Consider the following 17,326-nt stretch of genomic DNA (forward strand, 5'->3'; position numbering starts at 1 on the left):
GCGACGGCGTTCGCATTGGCGTTGCTATGCGCCTGCCTGGGCATGGCGCGCGCCCAGCAACAGCCGGAAAATATCCCGTGGGAGAACAGCATGGCCATCGCCCAGAAGATGGCAATGGTGCTCCTGGAACGGCAGACCGGATCGAAGGGCCTGCCGCTGGCGTCCTTCGCCATCGAGGTCGATCTCAATCTGGACGGCTTGCCTGAAATCTTCGCCTACCGCTATGCGCCGGGCTGCGACGGGGTCAAATGCGGCAACTTCCTGTTCGTCCTGGAAGACGACAGCTATCATGAGGTTCTGGGCGACATTCCCGGCGTGCGACTGGTGCCGCAGGACAAGATCGCACTCAGCCCCTTCAAACGTAACGATTTTTTCGACATCCAATCCGACACGCTGACGATCGGGTGGGACGGAAAGCGCTATCTCGACGCTTCCACCTTCCCGGCTTCGACGCTCGATGGCGCAGCCTTCGTGGCCGCCTGTCAGAAAAACAAGTTGGGCGAGCAGCCGGCCGAGGGGGAAGCGGAACAGGCGGCCACGGCATGCCAATGCCAGGTCAACCGATTTCAGGTCGTCGGCTTCAAACAGGCCGACCTTGATGCCTACACGGCTTCGATTGCCGGGCAGGAAATCGAGTATCCAATAGGCGACAAGGAAGATGCCTGGCTCGCTTTGTCGAAAAGTGCCCAGGACGTCGCCACCGGCTGTGACGTGGCGAGCGGCAAAAGCCAATGGCCGCCGGCCTATTTCGATCATGGGGACCAGCCGCAGCACAAGCTGAACTTCAATGGCTTCCTCGACGCCTGCCCGGTGCAGGATTTCATCATGGCCAACCACAAGACTGGTTCGCCGGACCGCGCGCTCGCGCTTTGCGGATGCGTCGCGCGCGAAATCCCGACCTATGGCGTCAGCCAGCAGGGGCTCGACCTCCTGGCGCAATATTATCGCGACGAGATATCTGACGCCGATATCGAGGCCCAGGACGCCGATCTGCTGACGGCGCACGACAAGGCGTCGGAAGCCTGCCTCAGCCAGTTTCCGGTGAAATGATCACAGCTTGATCACATACTCCTTGCGGGTCGTTTCAAGCACTTCCCAGCTGCCCCTGAAGCCCGGCCTCAGCACGAAACTGTCGCCGGTCTTGACGGTGTGAGCTTGCCCCCCATCTTCCGCGATCACCGAAACGCCGGACAGGATGTGGCAGAATTCCCATTCGTCATAGACGATGCGCCATTTGCCGGGGGTCGATTCCCAGATGCCGGCATATAGGCCGCCATCCCGCTCCTCGACATTCCAGGTGCGGAATTTCGGATCGCCCGAGATCAGCCGGTCCGGCGCGGGCGCGCCGGATTCGGGTTCGACGCTCTTGGTGTCGACTGAAAGAAAAGCAGCCATCAGCAATCAAACCTTGGCGAGTGCCTGTTCGAGGTCGGCGACAATATCGGTAACGTCCTCGATGCCGATCGAAAGCCGCACGGTGTCCGGGCCGGCGCCGGCCTTGACCTTCTGCTCGTCGGAAAGCTGGCGGTGCGTGGTCGAGGCCGGGTGGATGACCAGCGACTTGGTATCGCCGACATTGGCCAGGTGCGAGAACAGTTCCAGCGCCTCGACGAATTTGACGCCGGCCTCGTAGCCGCCCTTGAGGCCGAAGGTGAACACGGCGCCTGCGCCCAGCGGCGAGTATTTCTTCTGCAGCGCATTGTTCTTGTCGCTGGGAAGGCCGGGATAATTCACCCAGGCAACCTTGGGGTGATTGGACAGCCAGCCGGCGACGGTGACGGCGTTGTCGCAATGGCGCTGCATGCGCAGCGGTAGGGTTTCCAGGCCGGTCAGGATGAGGAAGGCGTTGAACGGCGAGATCGCCGGGCCGAGATCGCGCAGGCCGAGCACGCGCGCGGCGATGGCGAAAGCGAAATTGCCGAAGGTTTCGTGCAGGACGAGGCCGCCATATTCGGGGCGCGGCTCGGACAGCATCGGGTATTTGCCCGACTTCGACCAGTCGAAGGTGCCGCCATCGACGATGACGCCGCCGATCGAATTGCCGTGGCCGCCGATGAACTTGGTCAGCGAATGGACGACGATGTCGGCGCCATGCTCGATCGGTCGGATGAGATAGGGCGAGGCCAACGTGTTGTCGACGATCAGCGGCAGGCCATGCTTGCGGGCGATGTCGCCGATCTTCTCGATGTCGACGAAAGTGCCGCCAGGATTGGCCAGGCTCTCGATGAAGATCGCCTTGGTCCTGTCGTCGATCTGGCTCTCGAAGGTCGAAATGTCGTTGGTGTCGGCCCAACGCACCTCCCAGCCATAATTCTTGAAGGCATGGCCGAACTGGTTGATCGAGCCGCCATAAAGCCTTGTCGCGGCGACGAAATTGTCGCCCGGCTGCATCAGATTGTGGAACACGATGACCTGCGCGGCGTGGCCGGACGCGACCGCAAGGGCGGCCGTTCCGCCCTCAAGTGCGGCGACGCGCTCTTCAAGCACGGCCTGCGTCGGGTTCATGATGCGGGTGTAGATGTTGCCGAAGGCCTTCAGGCCGAACAGCGACGCGGCGTGGTCGGCATCGTCGAAGACGAAGGAGGTCGTCTGGTAGATCGGCGTGGCGCGCGCGCCGGTGGCCGGATCGGGCTTGGCGCCGGCATGGACGGCGAGCGTGTTGAAACCGGGCGTACGGGTCACTTAAAACCTCCCTCGAGAAATTTCTGAAAATCGCCGGGCATTCTTGGCGAAGCCCGGCTCGGAATGCAAAGAAGAAAATACCCTTCGGCGTGGGACCTTCGATCAAGTCGCAGGAAAATACGGCGTTAGCCGGAATAATTTTGCGCTTCTCGGCCGCCGCCTATTTCTGGCGCACGCCGAAACTCTGGAACCCCTGGCGCATCAGCGGTTTTTTGGACGACAGCACGCCTGAATTGACGCCGGTCCAGCCGATCTCACCGGAGAGCTTGCCGTACTCGATCTTGGGGCAGCGGTTCATCACCACCTTGATGCCGGCGGCTTCGGCGCGCGCGGCGGCCTCGTCATGACGCACGCCAAGCTGCATCCAGATGACTTTCGGCAAGGGGTCGAGCCGCAACACCTCGTCGACAATGCCCGGCACCGCAGTCGCGGCGCGGAAGATATCGACCATGTCGATCGGCCCCGGAATATCGGCCAGCCTGGCATAGGTCATCCGGCCGAGGATCTCCTTGCCGGCCTGACCGGGATTGATCGGGATCACCGAAAACCCCTTGGCCAGCAGGTATTTCAGCACGAAATAGCTCGGCCGCACGTCATTGGCCGATGCGCCGACCATGGCGATGGTCTTCACCGAATTGAGGATGTCGCCGATGTAGGCATTGTCGTAGCTATCGTGATTCATGCCTCGTCCTCATACAACGCCTCAGTGAGAAAACCATCCGGGTCATTGCTGAAATCGCGCAACATGCGGAAATGGTCCGTATCACGAAAGTCGGCAGGCTCGAGCCCGAAGCGGCTGATGCGGAACAGCCGCGCGCCAGGACAAGCCATCAACAGCGGCGAATGCGTCGCCATGATCACCTGCGCGGTGCCGGACTGATCCATGCGCCGCAGCATCTTCAGCAGTTCGATCTGGCGCGATGGAGACAGCGCGCTTTCCGGCTCGTCGAGGATGTAGATGCCTTGCCTGCGGCAGCGTTCCTCGAAGAAACGGATAAAGCCTTCGCCATGCGACCAGGACAGGAAATCCGGCGGAGCCCCACCAGACGTCAGCGCCGCCTGATCGAGGTAACGAGCGACCGAGTAGAAGGATTCGGCGCGAAAGAACCAGCCGGCAGTGACTTTTGGCAGCCAGTGACCCCGGAATGTGTCTGCCAGCGCAGCGCCACTCTTGTCGATGGCGCCGGAGTGGTCGACTGGGCGGTAGCCTTTGCCGCCACCGGCCTCGTCGTAGCCGGCCAGGGCGCCAATCGCTTCCAGCAGCGTGGATTTGCCGGTGCCGTTTTCGCCGACGATGATGGTGATCGGCGTCGTGAATTCGAGTTCGAACTGGTGGCCGCGAAACAGCGGCAGGTTCCAGGGGTATTTTTCCCAGTCGGACACCCGCTCCGGATCGAGCAGGATGCGCTTGAGGTAGGGCGCCTTGAGCCGCGTCAGTTGCTTGCGGTAGGCCATCACCCAGGCAGCGAAATCGTGCCGTCTTCCGCGATCGGAAAGGCCGGATTGTGCGCCACTTCCCAGACATGGCCGTCGGCATCGGCGAAATAGCCGTACCAGCCGCCCCAGAAGGCGCGGCCGGCCGGCTTGACGATGCGGCCGCCTGCCTTTTCCGCCATGGCGAGCACCTCGTCGACTTCTGCATCGGAGCGGGTGTTGTAGGCGAGATAGACGGCGGAAGGCGCCTTGGTGAAGGCAAGCCCCGCATCCGCCTCGGCGCTGACGCGCGGAAACAGGCCGAGAATGGCCCCGCCCATCTGGAAGAAGGCGACGCCGTCGGTGATGCCGGCATGCCGTTTCAGGCCCATTGCCTCGTAGAAACGCACCGCGCGATCGAGATCGTCCGTCGCGATCGTGATGATGGAGATGCGCGGTTCCAAGGTTACTCGTCCGTCCATTCCGGCTTGCGCTTGCCGATAAAGGCGCCGATGCCTTCTTCCGCGTCGCGCGCCAGCACGTTCTCGACCATGATGCGGCCGGTATAGGCATAGGCGTCCGCCAGTCCCATTTCGGCCTGCGCGTAGAAGGCTTCCTTGCCGGTCTTGACCACCAAAGATGATTTGGAAGCAATGGTTTGCGCGTATTTGGTGACGATCTGATTCAGGTATTCGCGCGGCACGACGCGGTTGACCAGGCCGAATTCCTTGGCGGTTGCCGCGTCGATCGTCTCGCCCGTCAACAGCATCTCCATCGCCTGCTTGCGTGAGACATTGCGCGACAGCGCCACCATCGGTGTCGAGCAGAACAGGCCGATGTTGACGCCCGGCGTGCAGAAGGTCGCCTCATGCGAGGCGATTGCAAGGTCGCAACTGGCGACCAGTTGCAAGCCGGCGGCTGTCGCCAGGCCGTCGACTTCGGCGATGACAGGCAAGGGATGGCGCACGATCGTCTGCATCAGCTGGGCACAAGCGGCAAAGGTCTCTTCGAAGAAGGCCTTGCCGCGATCGGCATCGGCACGCCGCGCGGTCATTTCCTTGAGATCATGGCCGGCACAGAACACTTTTCCCGCCGCCGACAGGATGATGACACGAACCGCCTTGTCGGCCTTGGCGCGGTCGAGTTCCGCCGTCAGCGCCGCCATCACCGCCAGCGACAGGGCGTTGGCGGGCGGATTGGCGAGGGTGAGGCGCAGCACGCCCTTGTCCAGCCTGCTCGTAACCGGACCCTCGACAGCGGTAGGCTTGATGGCAAGGATTTCGGCCATGGAAGGTCTCCGCGATTCCGGTCGGCGTTGGCAGACTATCTAATATCGGATCGGGCTTCGTCCAACACCCATCGCTTGCGCCAGATGGCTGAAGGTGTTGCCAGAGGCGCCCTGCCGCGCTCATAGAGGTTTGGCCTAAAAGCGAGAGAACGAGATGCCCGCCCAGACCAACCTCAAGCCGGTGCTGACCGCAGCGCAAGTCAACACGCTGATGGAAACCGTCTATCCGCAACTCAACGACCAGTTCAGATATTACGAGGCCATCGACGTGTTTCCGGGCGGCTGCACCGTGCGGCTCAATGCCGGCGAGCGGCATTTGCGCCCGGGCGGCACCGTATCCGGTCCCTCGCTGTTCACGCTGGCCGACATTGGCGGCTATGTCTGTGTGCTCTCCCATGCCGGGCCGGATGCGCTTTCCGTGACGGTCAATCTCGACATCAACTTCGTGCGCAAAGCCGAGGCCGGGCCGATCGACGGCCATTGCCGCATCCTGAAGCTGGGAAAGAGCCTGATGGTGTTCGATATCGACATCGTCGCCGGTCCGGAAGGACACACGATCGCGCACGCGACTGGCACCTATTCGATCCCGCCGAAGCGGGTGTGATCATTGAAACTTCCGGGCAATGTGTATATATATGCGCATAGGTGATTTTTGCTTGAGCGTGACAGCCGTAAGATCATAAAGCGCCTTAAGGAGGATGGGTTCGAGCTGATTTCCATACGCGGCTCGCACCACAAATTCCGGAAGGGCGAGATCGTGCTGATTGTTCCGCATCCCGAAAAAGACCTGCCTACCGGCACTGCTCGCGCGATCGCCAAGCAAGCTGGTTGGATCGGATAGGCGAAGTTGCGCCGGAGACCCTCATGAAGAATTATTTCGCCTTGGTCGAGAAAGACCCCGACAGCGCGTTCGGTATTCGCTTTCCCGACATTCCCGGATGTTTTTCGGCCGCGGATACGGCCGAGGACATCGTACCCAATGCGGTTGAAGCCTTGCAATTGTGGGCGGAGGATATGCCGGTTCCAGAGCCGTCCAGCCACGAAGCGATTTTTGCTCTTCCCGATATACGCAACGCGCTTGCCGAAGGCGGCTATCTGGTCTCGGTGCCGCTCATCGACAATGACAGCGCGGTCGTGAGGGCGAATGTGACTTTCGAGCGCGGTGTTTTGCGGGCGATTGACGCCGCGGCACGGGAACGTGGCATAACGCGATCAGCATTCCTTTCCAGCGCGGCTCGCAAGGAAATCGAGGCAAAGCACTGAGATCACCCCAAGCAAGCAATCGTTGATCGATGTGGTAAAATAATACCTTCTATTCAACCTATTGTTTTTGCTTAGTTTTTGTAGACACCTGCTTTTTCCCGCGCCTTGACGCAACAACCACCCTCGCCTATAAGCCCTCACGAACCAGCGGCCCGCCAAGGCCGCCGTTTTGTTATTGGCGGCGGCAAGCGTTCATCGCCAATCCAAGCAACAAGAAACGCCTTCGCTTTGAAGGTCAGAACCGAGAGCAGAAAACATGACAACCTTTTCGCAGAAGCCTGCGGATGTGGTGAAGAAGTGGATCCTGATCGACGCCGAAGGTCTCGTCGTTGGTCGCCTGGCCACTGTCATCGCCAACCATCTTCGCGGCAAGCACAAGCCGACCTTCACCCCGCATGTCGACGACGGCGACAATGTCATCGTCATCAATGCCGACAAGGTGGTGTTCACCGGCAAGAAGTTCACCGACAAGGTCTATTACTGGCACACCGGGCACCCGGGCGGCATCAAGGAGCGCACCGCGCGCCAGCTGCTCGAGGGCCGTTTCCCCGAGCGTGTCGTCGAGAAGGCCGTTGAGCGCATGGTCCCGCGTGGCCCGCTCGGCCGTCGCCAGATGAAGAACCTGCGCGTCTATGCAGGCGCCGAGCATCCGCATGTCGCCCAGCAGCCAGAAGTCCTCGACGTGGCCAAGCTGAATTCCAAGAACAAGAAGGTCGCATAAGATGGCTGAGCTTTCCTCGCTCGCAGAACTGGGCGCCGCCACCGGCAACACCAATACGCAGGCCGCGGCACCCGTCCACGTCCAGAAGCTCGACAAGTCGGGCCGCGCCTATGCCACCGGCAAGCGCAAGAACGCCATTGCGCGTGTCTGGGTGAAGCCGGGTTCCGGCAAGATCGTCGTCAACGACAAGGAATTCGCGACCTATTTCGCGCGTCCGGTCCTGCAGATGATCCTCAACCAGCCGATCATCGCTTCCAACCGCGCAGGCCAGTACGACATCGTCGCCACCGTTGTCGGCGGCGGCCTCTCCGGCCAGGCCGGTGCGGTGCGTCACGGCATCTCCAAGGCGCTGACCTACTACGAGCCGGCGCTACGCGCCGTGCTCAAGAAGGGCGGCTTCCTGACCCGCGACAGCCGCGTCGTCGAGCGCAAGAAGTACGGCAAGGCGAAGGCCCGCCGCTCCTTCCAGTTTTCCAAGCGCTAAAGGGCGCTTGGGGCCAAGTTCTCGAAGCGCTAAGCGCTACGAAACTTCAGGCAATCGAAAAGGCCGCCTCCGGGCGGCCTTTTTGCATGGCGCATTCCTATCCGGCGGAATGATCCGCATCGCGGATGAACAGGAACGCGCAGAGCGCCGCGCCGGCCACGGCAAGTGCTGAGGCCAGGAATGCCAGTTGCATGCCCTGGATCGTGCCCAGCGCCAGAGCGGAGCCGAACAGCGCGACCCCGATCGCCCCGCCTGACTGGCGCACGGTGTTGAGTACACCCGAGGCTGTTCCCGACATCGCCGTCGGCACGGACGACAGCAGCGCCGTGGTCATGGCGGGCACCGCAAGACCGATGCCGATCGGCAGGAACAGCAGCCGCCACAGCAGCGACAGGTAAGAGGTGTCGATCTGGATCAGCGCCATCAGCCCGAAACCGACCGCGCCGACAAGCAGGCCGATCGCCATCGGCAATCGCGGGCCGTAGGTGGCGGCTATGCGTCCCGCAGCGATGTTGGACACGGTGACCGCCGCCATGAATGGCAGGAAGGCAAGCCCGGTCATCTCGGGCGAAAAATGCCTTTCCTGCTGGAAATAGAGGCTGAGCATGAAGATGGTGCCGTAAAGCGTCAGGTTGACCGCCAGTCCGACGAGGCTGGTCGCCGCCGGTACACGACTGGCAAACAGCTTCAGCGGAAACATCGGTGCCCTGGTCCGGCTCTCGACCAGCAGGAACAGGCTTCCGGCCACCGCCGCCACGACCAACCCGCCGATGACAAGCATCGAAGTCCAGCCGGACGAGCCAGTCTCGATGAAGGCGCCCGTCAGCGAAAACAGCGTCAGCACGACAAGCCCCTGCCCGGCCCAGTCGATCGGTGGCCGCTCGGCCTTGAGCGGCGTTTCCTCAAGAAACCGGTAGGCCATCCAGATGGCGAGAGCGCCGATGGGCAGGTTGACCAGAAAAATGCTGGCCCAGCCCAGCGACGCGACCATGAAGCCGCCGAGCACCGGGCCGGCCGACAGCGCTATACCGCCGGCCGCCGTCCACAGGCCGACGGCACGCGCCCGGCGTGGCTTGTCGGAGGCGCAGGCGCGGTTGAGCAGCGCCAGCGAACACGGCATCAGCAGGGCCGCACCCGCGCCCTGCACGGCACGCGCCGCGATCAGCACCCAAGGGCTCTGCGCCAGGCCGCAGACCAGCGAGGCGAGGCTGAACAATGCCATGCCGCCAACGAACACACGGCGGGCACCAATCCTGTCGCCGAGCGCGCCGCCGGCAAGCAGCAGCGAGGCGAAGGCAAGCGTGTAGGCGTCGACCACCCATTGCAGGCCGCCTATGCCCATCGAAAGCGCGGCGCCAATCCTGTTGAGAGCGACATTGACGATGGAGACATCGAGCTGCACCACCACGAAACCGAGACTGGTGGCGGCGACGGTGGCGGCATAGGCCGCGCGGGGTTTGAAAACGATGGTGTCGGGCATGCCCACGGGTAACGGTTCGTCACTGACACCGTTCCGTCAGGAGAGGCCAGCCTGCGACAATCAGGCCGGGATGCTGATACCAGCAAATCAATTGATGCTGGCGGTCGCGGCGGGCTCGATGCGTTCGCCTGTCCCGGCAAAAGGCACGCGAAAACCGTTCGCAGAGAGCCAGTCGATGGCCGCCTTCGGCTCGTCGGTCTGGATGATGGTGGCGCCGCGGTCGGCCCAGAAACCCCAGGCTTCGCGCGGCAGGCTGGCCTGGACCGCCAGTTCGTCGCCACGGCCGCCGGCGAGGAAGCCACCCGGCTTGTTGACGATGGCGTAGGTGTCGGCCCAGATGTGCCAGTTGCCGCGAACCGCGGCCGCGCGCATGCGCGTGCTGAACAGCGGTCCACCGGTTTCGGTCAGGGTTTCGGCGCCCGCCCGCCAGTTGATCAGTTCGATCGCGCGCGGCGAGAAGGCGTGGTCGACGGTTTCGGCGAAACCGGCATCATGCACCGCGTCATCGGCGATGATCGGCATGAACTGGACGCCGCCGATAGCGGCCATGGCCGCCTTCACCGTCGCAATCCTGGTCTGGTTCCAGAGGTTTTCCTTGACGATGACCTGGTCGGCCATGCCGAGATCGCGCGCCACCGCGATCATGCCCGGGAGGTCGCCGACGTCGAGCTTGTTGTCGAGATTGATGAGGATCCGGTCCCTGGCCGCCATCAGCATTTCGCGCAGCGTCGAAACCCTCTCGTCGGTGACGGCGCGGGTGCCCTCGATCACCAGCCGGCAAGCCTTCAGTTCGGCCAGCGTGTATTTCACCACCTCGCCCTTGCAGGTCGTGGTGCGGTCGAGCCAGCTGTCATGCATGACGACGAAAGCGCCGTCCTTCGAGCGCCTGATGTCGACCTCGACAATCTCGGCGCCCATCGCGATCGATCCTTCGACAGCGGCGCGCGAATTTTCCGCATAGAGCGTCTTGCCGGCCTGCATGCTGCCGGCCCGATGCGCGGCCACCATGACATGGTCGCGCCACTGGTTGGCATGCTCGAAGCGGTCGAGGATCTGCCTGGCGCGGCTTTCGCCCGCAAAGGCCTGACCGGAGACGGCCGCAAGGGCGGTGCAAAGCAGAAGGCTCAGCCAGATTGTCCGCATCGAGAATCGCTCCTTGCCGGATCGAAGCCGGAATAGGCGATGCCCGTGACACCTGGGTGAACGAAGCCGGCTAGCGGCTTTCGCAAAATGTCCGCGTCAGATGCGCTTCGACAGCCGGCGGAACCAGGCCATGGCCGGCATCTCCACCAGCCGCCAAGTGATCCATGAGGCTGCGATGGTGGCGACGAGCATGACGACGATTGCCACGGTTCCGGTCCAGCCAGTGCCGAAGCCGGTCGCCGGCTCGCCGCGCAGCACGATGTCGCCGACCAGGCCCAGGCCGAGCTTGCGCTCGACGAGCCCGGCAACGTTGATCAGGCGTGCCTGGACGAAGATGTGGACCATGTAGATCGAATAGGACAGCGCGCCGAGCGTCAGCATGAAAGGCGCCCGCAGCAAGGCGGAAATCCAGCCGCCTTCATGGGCAAAGAGAAACAGCGCCAGCGCGAACACCAGGGGTGCGGCGATGCCGAAATCATTGCTGCCCGCCAGCGAGACAAACACGACAATGACCGTCACCATGATGGCTTCGGCAAGGGTCCAGCCCAGCCGCGGGCCGCTCCTGGCGAGGAGCTGTCGCGCCCCTGCAATGGAATCATGCTGAAACCAGGCCAGCAGGGCGCCGAGCGAGAAGCCGTAGAGGCAGCGGATGAAGCCGAAATCGTAGGATACGTCCATATGATGCGTGGAGAAGCCGAGCAGGAACAGCGGCGCGGTGACGGCAGCGGCGACAAGCCATATCCAGGCACGCGCGCCGGCGACGAAGACCACGGCCGCGAACAGGAGATAGGCGAAGAACTCCGCCGAAATGCTCCAGCTTGGCGCATTCCAGGTCAGCCGGTCCTCGAAGCCCATCCCTTGCAGCAGGAGCAGATTGGCAAGCAAGCTCTTCAAATCGAAACCGCCGGTGAAGGGCGCAGCGCCGGCGCCATGCAGCTGCGGCAGCATCAACCGCAGCAGTTCGAAGCCCGCAAAGGCCGCGAGCATGACGAGATGCAGCGGGTAGATGCGGCCGAAACGCACCAATGCGAAGCGGGCAACCTGTGCCGGCTGGTTCAACCGATCGGCATAGCTGCTGGCGATGACGAAGCCGGAAAGCACGAAGAAGAAATCGACGAAAAGATAGGACGAACCGATGAAGCTGCTCTGCGAGATCGCGGAAGCGGTCGGGAAATGAAACAGCGCCACGAGAAGCGCGCAGATGCCGCGCCACGAATCGAGAACCTGGAAGCGCTCGCCCGCTATCGTGCCGGCATGGGTCGACACCACGGCATCGGACGGATTAAGAAACGCGGCCTGCGTCATGATGGTACAGATCCTGTCTTGCCGTGGCACCCGGGCGGGGCCATTTCGTCTCCCCAAGCTGTGACTGGCATCTTCCATGCCGGTTCTGTAGTTGTTGCACCCCGATGAAAACGAGGACCAGTAATGGCGACCAAGAACATCGACCACGCCTTCACCGCCCGCTCCAAAACGGGCGGCGCCCTTGAGCCGACCTATTCCGGCGCGCTGTCGTTCATGCGGCGCAAATACACCAAGGACGTGAAGGGCGCGGATGCGGTGGTGTGGGGCATCCCCTTCGACGCCGCCGTCACCAACCGGCCCGGCGCCCGATTCGGGCCGCAGGCTATACGCCGCGCCTCGGCGATCCTCGACAATGACCCGCAATACCCATTCTCGCGCGATCTGTTCGAGCACCTCGCGGTGGTCGATTACGGCGACTGCCTGCTCGATTCGGGCAACCATCAGAAGACGCCCGGCACGATCGAGCGCGAGGCGGCCAAGATCCTGAAATCAGGCGCCTTCCTTTTGACGCTGGGCGGCGACCATTTCGTCACCTGGCCGCTGCTCAAGGCGCATGCCGCCATCCATGGACCGCTTGCTCTGGTGCAGTTCGACGCGCACCAGGACACATGGGAGGATGACGGCAAGCGCATCGACCACGGATCCTTCGTCGGCCGCGCGGTCAAGGAAGGCATCATCGATCCCGACCGCTCGATCCAGATCGGTATCCGGACGCACGCGCCCGACGCGTTCGGCATCAAGATCCTCTATGGCCACGAAATCGAAGAGATGCGAGCCTCCGACATCGCCTACGCCATCGTCGACCGCACCGGCGGCAAGAAGACGTACCTGACCTTCGACATCGACTGCCTCGATCCGGCCTATGCACCGGGAACCGGCACGCCGGTGGCCGGCGGGCCGTCCTCCGCGAAGATCCTGTCGACGCTGCGCCAGCTCAACCAGGTCGATATTGTCGGCGCCGACGTCGTGGAGGTTGCGCCGGCCTACGATCACGCCGATATAACGGCGATCGCCGGCTCGATGGTGGCCATGCAGTATCTCGGCCTGCTGGCTGAACGAAAGGCACGGCAGGAAGAGATGAACAACGGCAATCACAACGGTGCCGCGGTGAATCACGGCAACGGCATATAGTCTCGGAATATCAGGGAATTTGATCAGGTCATGAAACCGAAAATCTTCATCGACGGCGAGCACGGCACCACCGGCCTGCAAATCCGGGCGCTGCTTGCCGAGCGTGGCGACCTGGAGATCATTTCCATTCCCACCGAGCGCCGCAAGGAAACGGCGGCGCGCGCCGAATTCCTCAATGCCGCCGATATCGCGATCCTGTGTCTGCCGGACGATGCGGCGAAGGAGAGCGTCTCGCTGATCGCCAACGACACCACCAAGGTCATCGATGCCTCGACCGCGCATCGCGTGGCCGAAGGCTGGGCCTATGGCTTCGCCGAGATGGACAAGGAGCAGGCGAAGACGATCGCCACGGCCAAGCGCGTCGCCAATCCCGGTTGCTGGCCGCAGGGACCTATCGCGACGCTGCGGCCACTGGTTGCCGCCGGCCTGCTGCCGGCGGACTTCCCGATCACCGTCAACGGCATTTCCGGCTATTCGGGCGGCGGACGCCCGATGATCGAGGACTATGTCGCCAAGGGCGAGGACGCTTCGGAGTTCCTGCCCTATGGCCTGACCCTGCAGCACAAGCATGTGCCGGAACTGCGGGCCTACGCAAAGCTGTCGCACGATCCGATCATGCAGCCGGCGGTCGGCAATTTCGCCCAAGGCATGATCACGGTGGTGCCGCTGCAGCTTGGCAGCCTCGACCGTGTGCCGACCGGCGCCGAGCTTCATGCCGCTATTGCCGACCATTTCGCCGCCATCAAGGGCGGCGTGGTCGAGGTGGCGCCCTATGCGCAAATGGAGCGCATGCCGGAGATCGATCCCGAAATCTACAACGGCACCAACCGCATGAAGGTCTATGTCTTTGCCAACGACAAGCGCGCGCAGGCGCTGCTGCTGGCGGTCTACGACAATCTCGGCAAGGGTGCTTCGGGCGCAGCCGTCCAGAACATGGACCTGATGCTCGGGCTTTGATGAACGCACCAGCCTTCCCGGCGCGCTGGAAAGTCAGCGCGCCCGAACTCATTGCCGAAACCTTTTCGAGCCGCATCTGGAAGGTTGTTCGCGAAGACGGCTCGCCGGCTGTCGTCAAGGCGCTCAAGCCTTTCGACGATGTCGCCGACGAACTGCGTGGCGAACATTTTCTCGCCTGGCGGCTCGGCGAAGGCGCGGTGCGCCTGCTTGGGCGCGACGGCCACAGCATGCTGCTCGAATATGCCGGCGACATGTTGCTTGCGCGGGTTCTCGATGAACAGGGCGATAACGCCGCGACCGCGATCGCGGCGGAGGTGATGGCGAAGCTGTTTTCGCCATCCAAACACCCCTACCCGCCCGAGCTTCAGCCACTCAGGGAGCGGTACGTCAGCCTGTTCAAGAAAGCCGCGACAGATCGCGCTGCCGGTGATGACAGCCTCTATGTCGAGGCCGCAGCCATCGCCGAGCGGCTGCTGTCCAATCCGCACGACATCAGGCCGCTGCATGGCGACCTGCACCACGACAACATCCTGCACGGCCCGCGCGGCTGGCTGGTGATCGACCCGAAGGGCGTGCTCGGCGACCCGGGCTTCGACGCCGCCAACATGTTCTACAACCCGCTCGACCGCGACGCGCTCTGCCTCGATCCCCAGCGGATCGCGCATATGGCCGAAGTCTTTGCCAGGACGCTGGGGCAGTCGCCGGCGGCGATACTGGACCATGCCATCGCCTATGGCTGCCTGTCCGCGGCCTGGCACCACGAGGACGAGAACGCGGTCGATGAGAACCGTGAACTGTCGATCGCCAAGGCGATCCGGGCGGTACGGGCGAATTTCTGACTCAGGGACGGGGCGACAGGCTCCCCGTCAACTCCTGAGCGCGATCTCTTGCGGCAAGGGGTACGCGCCCTTCGTCCCGCGCCAGTGCGCGGCGGCAAAACCCAGCACGATCAGGGCAAAACCCTGATGGGTGAGCGCCATATGCAGCGGTACCTGCATCAGCAGCGTGCCGATGCCGATCGAGGCCTGCACCAGCACCAGCAGAAACAACAGCGTCGCGCGGCGGGCATGGGTCGAGCCGGGCAGCCGACGACGCGTGGCGATCATGTGCCATAGCGCGACGGCGAAAACCGTATAGGCACCGAGCCGATGGATGAACTGCACCGTCTTCGGGTTCTCGAAGAAGTTGCGCCATGCCGGCTCGAGGATCAGCAGGTCGCCGGGGATGATCCTGCCGTCCATCAGCGGCCAGGTGTTGTAGCTCAAACCGGCATCGAGCCCGGCGACCAGGCCGCCGAGATAGATCTGGATCAGCGCCAGAAGCACGATGAAGCCGGCCAGGCGCTGCGTCGAGCGATCGGCGGCGGGCTCCGAATGTGGGGCCAGCCCGCGCGCGACGACCATGGTGGCGGTGAAGATCAGCGCCGCCAGCGTCAGATGCGTCGCCAGCCTGTACTGGCTCACCGACACGCGGTCGACTAGGCCGGAGGCCACCATCCACCAGCCGATGGCGCCCTGCAGGCCGCCAAGAAGCAGAATGCCGACCAGCTTTGGCCCCAGGCCGCGCTCGATGCGGCGGCTCGCCCAGAAGACCAGCAGGGGCAAGGCAAAGACCAAGCCGACGCTGCGCGCCAGCAGCCGGTGCGCCCATTCCCACCAGAAGATCGATTTGAACGCCTCGATGCTCATGCCCTTGTTGAGCTCGGTGTATTGCGGAATCTGCTGGTAGCGCTGGAATTCCTCCTGCCACTCGGCGTCGTTGAGCGGCGGGATGACGCCATGGATCGGCTGCCATTCCGTGATGGAAAGACCGGACTCGGTCAACCGCGTGGCGCCGCCGACCAGCACCAGCGCAAACAGCACCAGAAGCACGACATAAAGCCAGCCGCGCACAAGCGAGCGGTTGTACAGGTCGCGGTCGCGGGCGACGTATGGGTGGGCGGCTGATATGGCAGCCATGATCTGTCCAGTCCGGTTGAGTGTCGCGGATTGGTGGACCATCGCATCCGTGCTGGCAAGACCATGCAGCGCGGCACGCCGTCGCGCCCGATGTCGCGGGTTGCGCCTGTCTTGCGTTCGGCCTAAGCGATAGCCATCAACGAGGCTGAGCCATGCCCATTCGCCTGAAAAAGCTGATCGGAATGTTCCTGCTGGTGGCGCTGGTCATCATCTATGCGCTGGTCGCTTCGATCTTCGCGGTCGCGCGGCTGTCGGAGTCCGGCGCGTTGGTGCAATTCCTGTTCTTCCTGCTCAGCGGCCTGCTGTGGGTGCTGCCGGCGATGGGCATCATCAAGTGGCTGATGCTGGAGCCGCGGGCGAAGCGCTGAAACGAACTGTCTCGGTTCGAAGGGGCACCCCGGTCAGATGGTCACCACCATCCTGCCGGCATTGGCGAGCGGCGTGGTCACGCCCGACAGCATGGTGCGGATGTGGGCGAGGTTCTGGTAGCGGCCATTGATCGAAATGCGCGGCAAGGCATGCAGGAAGCCGGCATGTTCGGCGCGCAGCACGCCGTGGCGGGTCGTCACGGCGGAGGCATAGCCCGCGTCACGGACAAAGCCGACTTCGCGGCAGCCGACGGCGCTGGCATAGCCATAGGGATAGGCGAAATGGTGTGGTTCCCTGCCAAGCTCCGCTCGCAGCATGTCCTTCACGGCGCCGATCTCGCGCCGCGCATCGGTTTCGGCAAGCCGCTTCAGATTGGTGTGGTTGATCGTATGGGCGCCGATCGTCACCAGCGGATGCGCGGCGACGGTGCGGATCTCATCCCAGTTCATCAGCGTCCGCAGTCGCGAGGCATCCGCGTCGACGCCATTTGAACTGGCGAGATCGCGCAGCACGGCGCGCAGATCCTCCTCGCGCACCTCGGTGGCGAGGTAGGCGTGCAACCGGGTTATGGCCTGGCTTTTCCTGGCGGGGGTCGCGCAATCGATCAACGTCGGACCGTTCGAGGTCGACAGAGTCAAGCGGTCGCACGCGTTGACGATATCCTCGGCCACATCCCACCACAGATCGGCGGTGCCATCGATCAGCCCCGGCGCGACATAGATGGTGATCGGCGCGCCGTGTTTTTCCAGCACCGGCAGGGCCTCGGTCATGTTGTCGCGATAGGCGTCATCGGCGGTGATGGTGGCGAACCGGCCGCCCTTGCCGCCTGCCTTGATGCGCTCCACGGCTTCGTCCATCGAGACGAAGACATAGCCGTCCGCCTTCATGTCGGCGATCACCGCGTCGAGGAAGCTCGGCGCGATGTTGAGGTGCCGGTTGACGCTGTCGGGCTTCTCGGGAGTCGCCGTCACGCGGTGCAGCATCAGGATGGCGCCGATGCCGCCGACAAACGGCCTGGCCAGCGGTGCGAGGCCGGTATAGCGGGCGACGTTGAGCGCCAGTTTCCGGATTGCCTCCCCACCGTCGATCATTCATTCACCTTTTGCGCCTAGGCTGATCCAAGCACGGAATA

At 63.3% G+C, this 17,326-nt stretch carries 21 protein-coding genes; 10 read left to right on the forward strand and 11 right to left on the reverse strand.

The window, feature by feature from the left end:
* Positions 1 to 90 precede the first annotated feature (90 nt).
* A complete protein-coding gene (locus tag AC1DPX_RS26900; RefSeq protein WP_477240393.1) occupies positions 91 to 1,050 on the forward strand; it encodes a hypothetical protein in 960 nt (319 codons plus the stop codon).
* Here the strand turns inward: AC1DPX_RS26900 and AC1DPX_RS26905 are convergent, their stop codons facing one another.
* From AC1DPX_RS26905 to AC1DPX_RS26930, 6 genes are all read right to left on the reverse strand, one after another.
* A complete protein-coding gene (locus AC1DPX_RS26905) occupies positions 1,051 to 1,395 on the reverse strand; it encodes a cupin domain-containing protein (protein ID WP_202354732.1) in 345 nt (114 codons plus the stop codon). It lies immediately after the preceding gene.
* Between the two features lie 6 nt (positions 1,396 to 1,401).
* A complete protein-coding gene (locus tag AC1DPX_RS26910; RefSeq protein ID WP_019857664.1) occupies positions 1,402 to 2,682 on the reverse strand; it encodes an O-acetylhomoserine aminocarboxypropyltransferase in 1,281 nt (426 codons plus the stop codon).
* Positions 2,683 to 2,842: 160 nt separating this feature from the next.
* The gene (locus tag AC1DPX_RS26915; RefSeq protein WP_477240395.1) at positions 2,843 to 3,364 is read right to left on the reverse strand and encodes a CoA-binding protein; all 522 of its coding nucleotides are present in this window, start codon (positions 3,362 to 3,364) and stop codon (positions 2,843 to 2,845) included.
* A complete protein-coding gene (locus AC1DPX_RS26920) occupies positions 3,361 to 4,137 on the reverse strand; it encodes an AAA family ATPase (protein ID WP_477240397.1) in 777 nt (258 codons plus the stop codon). The genes AC1DPX_RS26915 and AC1DPX_RS26920 overlap by 4 nt, the downstream gene beginning before the upstream one ends.
* Positions 4,137 to 4,559, reverse strand: a complete 423-nt coding sequence (locus AC1DPX_RS26925; protein WP_477240399.1) for a VOC family protein — start codon at positions 4,557 to 4,559, stop codon at positions 4,137 to 4,139. Before AC1DPX_RS26925 ends, AC1DPX_RS26920 begins: the two co-directional genes overlap by 1 nt.
* A 2-nt stretch (positions 4,560 to 4,561) precedes the next feature.
* Positions 4,562 to 5,383, reverse strand: a complete 822-nt coding sequence (locus AC1DPX_RS26930; RefSeq protein WP_477240401.1) for an enoyl-CoA hydratase — start codon at positions 5,381 to 5,383, stop codon at positions 4,562 to 4,564.
* Between the two features lie 154 nt (positions 5,384 to 5,537).
* Between AC1DPX_RS26930 and AC1DPX_RS26935 the strand changes: the two genes are divergently transcribed.
* From AC1DPX_RS26935 to rpsI, 5 genes are all read left to right on the forward strand, one after another.
* Positions 5,538 to 5,987, forward strand: a complete 450-nt coding sequence (locus AC1DPX_RS26935; RefSeq protein ID WP_202354737.1) for a PaaI family thioesterase — start codon at positions 5,538 to 5,540, stop codon at positions 5,985 to 5,987.
* A 48-nt stretch (positions 5,988 to 6,035) separates the two neighbouring features.
* The gene (locus tag AC1DPX_RS26940; protein WP_183458502.1) at positions 6,036 to 6,224 is read left to right on the forward strand and encodes a type II toxin-antitoxin system HicA family toxin; all 189 of its coding nucleotides are present in this window, start codon (positions 6,036 to 6,038) and stop codon (positions 6,222 to 6,224) included.
* 23 nt (positions 6,225 to 6,247) lie between these two features.
* Positions 6,248 to 6,646, forward strand: coding sequence for a type II toxin-antitoxin system HicB family antitoxin (locus tag AC1DPX_RS26945; RefSeq protein WP_477240403.1), 399 nt, complete (start codon positions 6,248 to 6,250; stop codon positions 6,644 to 6,646).
* A 256-nt stretch (positions 6,647 to 6,902) separates the two neighbouring features.
* Positions 6,903 to 7,367, forward strand: a complete 465-nt coding sequence (rplM, locus tag AC1DPX_RS26950; protein ID WP_010915638.1) for a 50S ribosomal protein L13 — start codon at positions 6,903 to 6,905, stop codon at positions 7,365 to 7,367.
* A 1-nt stretch (position 7,368) separates the two neighbouring features.
* The gene (gene rpsI, locus AC1DPX_RS26955) at positions 7,369 to 7,851 is read left to right on the forward strand and encodes a 30S ribosomal protein S9 (protein WP_013895952.1); all 483 of its coding nucleotides are present in this window, start codon (positions 7,369 to 7,371) and stop codon (positions 7,849 to 7,851) included.
* A 97-nt stretch (positions 7,852 to 7,948) separates the two neighbouring features.
* On the opposite strand, the gene AC1DPX_RS26960 is transcribed toward rpsI, so the two are convergent.
* From AC1DPX_RS26960 to AC1DPX_RS26970, 3 genes are all read right to left on the reverse strand, one after another.
* Complete coding sequence (locus AC1DPX_RS26960) at positions 7,949 to 9,331, reverse strand: MFS transporter (RefSeq protein ID WP_477240405.1); 1,383 nt, start codon at positions 9,329 to 9,331, stop codon at positions 7,949 to 7,951.
* A gap of 87 nt (positions 9,332 to 9,418) precedes the next feature.
* Positions 9,419 to 10,474 (reverse strand): glycerophosphodiester phosphodiesterase family protein, encoded by a 1,056-nt coding sequence (locus AC1DPX_RS26965; protein ID WP_477240407.1) that lies wholly within the window; start codon positions 10,472 to 10,474, stop codon positions 9,419 to 9,421.
* Positions 10,475 to 10,570: 96 nt separating this feature from the next.
* Positions 10,571 to 11,779, reverse strand: a complete 1,209-nt coding sequence (locus tag AC1DPX_RS26970; protein WP_477240409.1) for an acyltransferase family protein — start codon at positions 11,777 to 11,779, stop codon at positions 10,571 to 10,573.
* 123 nt (positions 11,780 to 11,902) lie between these two features.
* Between AC1DPX_RS26970 and speB the strand changes: the two genes are divergently transcribed.
* Genes speB through AC1DPX_RS26985 form a run of 3 tightly spaced genes read left to right on the forward strand, consistent with a single transcriptional unit; the run spans position 11,903 to position 14,706 of the window.
* Positions 11,903 to 12,910 carry an agmatinase gene (gene speB, locus AC1DPX_RS26975; RefSeq protein WP_477240411.1) on the forward strand — a complete coding sequence of 336 codons (1,008 nt, stop codon included), beginning with the start codon at positions 11,903 to 11,905 and terminating at the stop codon, positions 12,908 to 12,910.
* Positions 12,911 to 12,940: 30 nt separating this feature from the next.
* On the forward strand, positions 12,941 to 13,867 hold the full coding sequence (argC, locus tag AC1DPX_RS26980; RefSeq protein ID WP_477240413.1) for an N-acetyl-gamma-glutamyl-phosphate reductase: 927 nt from the start codon (positions 12,941 to 12,943) through the stop codon (positions 13,865 to 13,867).
* Positions 13,867 to 14,706 carry an aminoglycoside phosphotransferase family protein gene (locus tag AC1DPX_RS26985; RefSeq protein ID WP_477240415.1) on the forward strand — a complete coding sequence of 280 codons (840 nt, stop codon included), beginning with the start codon at positions 13,867 to 13,869 and terminating at the stop codon, positions 14,704 to 14,706. The genes argC and AC1DPX_RS26985 overlap by 1 nt, the downstream gene beginning before the upstream one ends.
* Positions 14,707 to 14,733: 27 nt before the next feature.
* Here AC1DPX_RS26985 and AC1DPX_RS26990 read toward each other — a convergent pair whose 3' ends face one another.
* Positions 14,734 to 15,825 carry a COX15/CtaA family protein gene (locus AC1DPX_RS26990; RefSeq protein WP_477240417.1) on the reverse strand — a complete coding sequence of 364 codons (1,092 nt, stop codon included), beginning with the start codon at positions 15,823 to 15,825 and terminating at the stop codon, positions 14,734 to 14,736.
* A 152-nt stretch (positions 15,826 to 15,977) separates the two neighbouring features.
* Here AC1DPX_RS26990 and AC1DPX_RS26995 point away from each other — a divergent pair, with 152 nt between their 5' ends.
* Entirely contained in the window at positions 15,978 to 16,193 is a 216-nt protein-coding gene (locus tag AC1DPX_RS26995) for a DUF2842 domain-containing protein (protein WP_013895959.1), read from the forward strand.
* Between the two features lie 33 nt (positions 16,194 to 16,226).
* On the opposite strand, the gene AC1DPX_RS27000 is transcribed toward AC1DPX_RS26995, so the two are convergent.
* The gene (locus tag AC1DPX_RS27000; protein ID WP_202354744.1) at positions 16,227 to 17,285 is read right to left on the reverse strand and encodes a polysaccharide deacetylase family protein; all 1,059 of its coding nucleotides are present in this window, start codon (positions 17,283 to 17,285) and stop codon (positions 16,227 to 16,229) included.
* Positions 17,286 to 17,326 lie beyond the last annotated feature (41 nt).

The organism is Mesorhizobium sp. 01N446 (assembly GCF_056399285.1).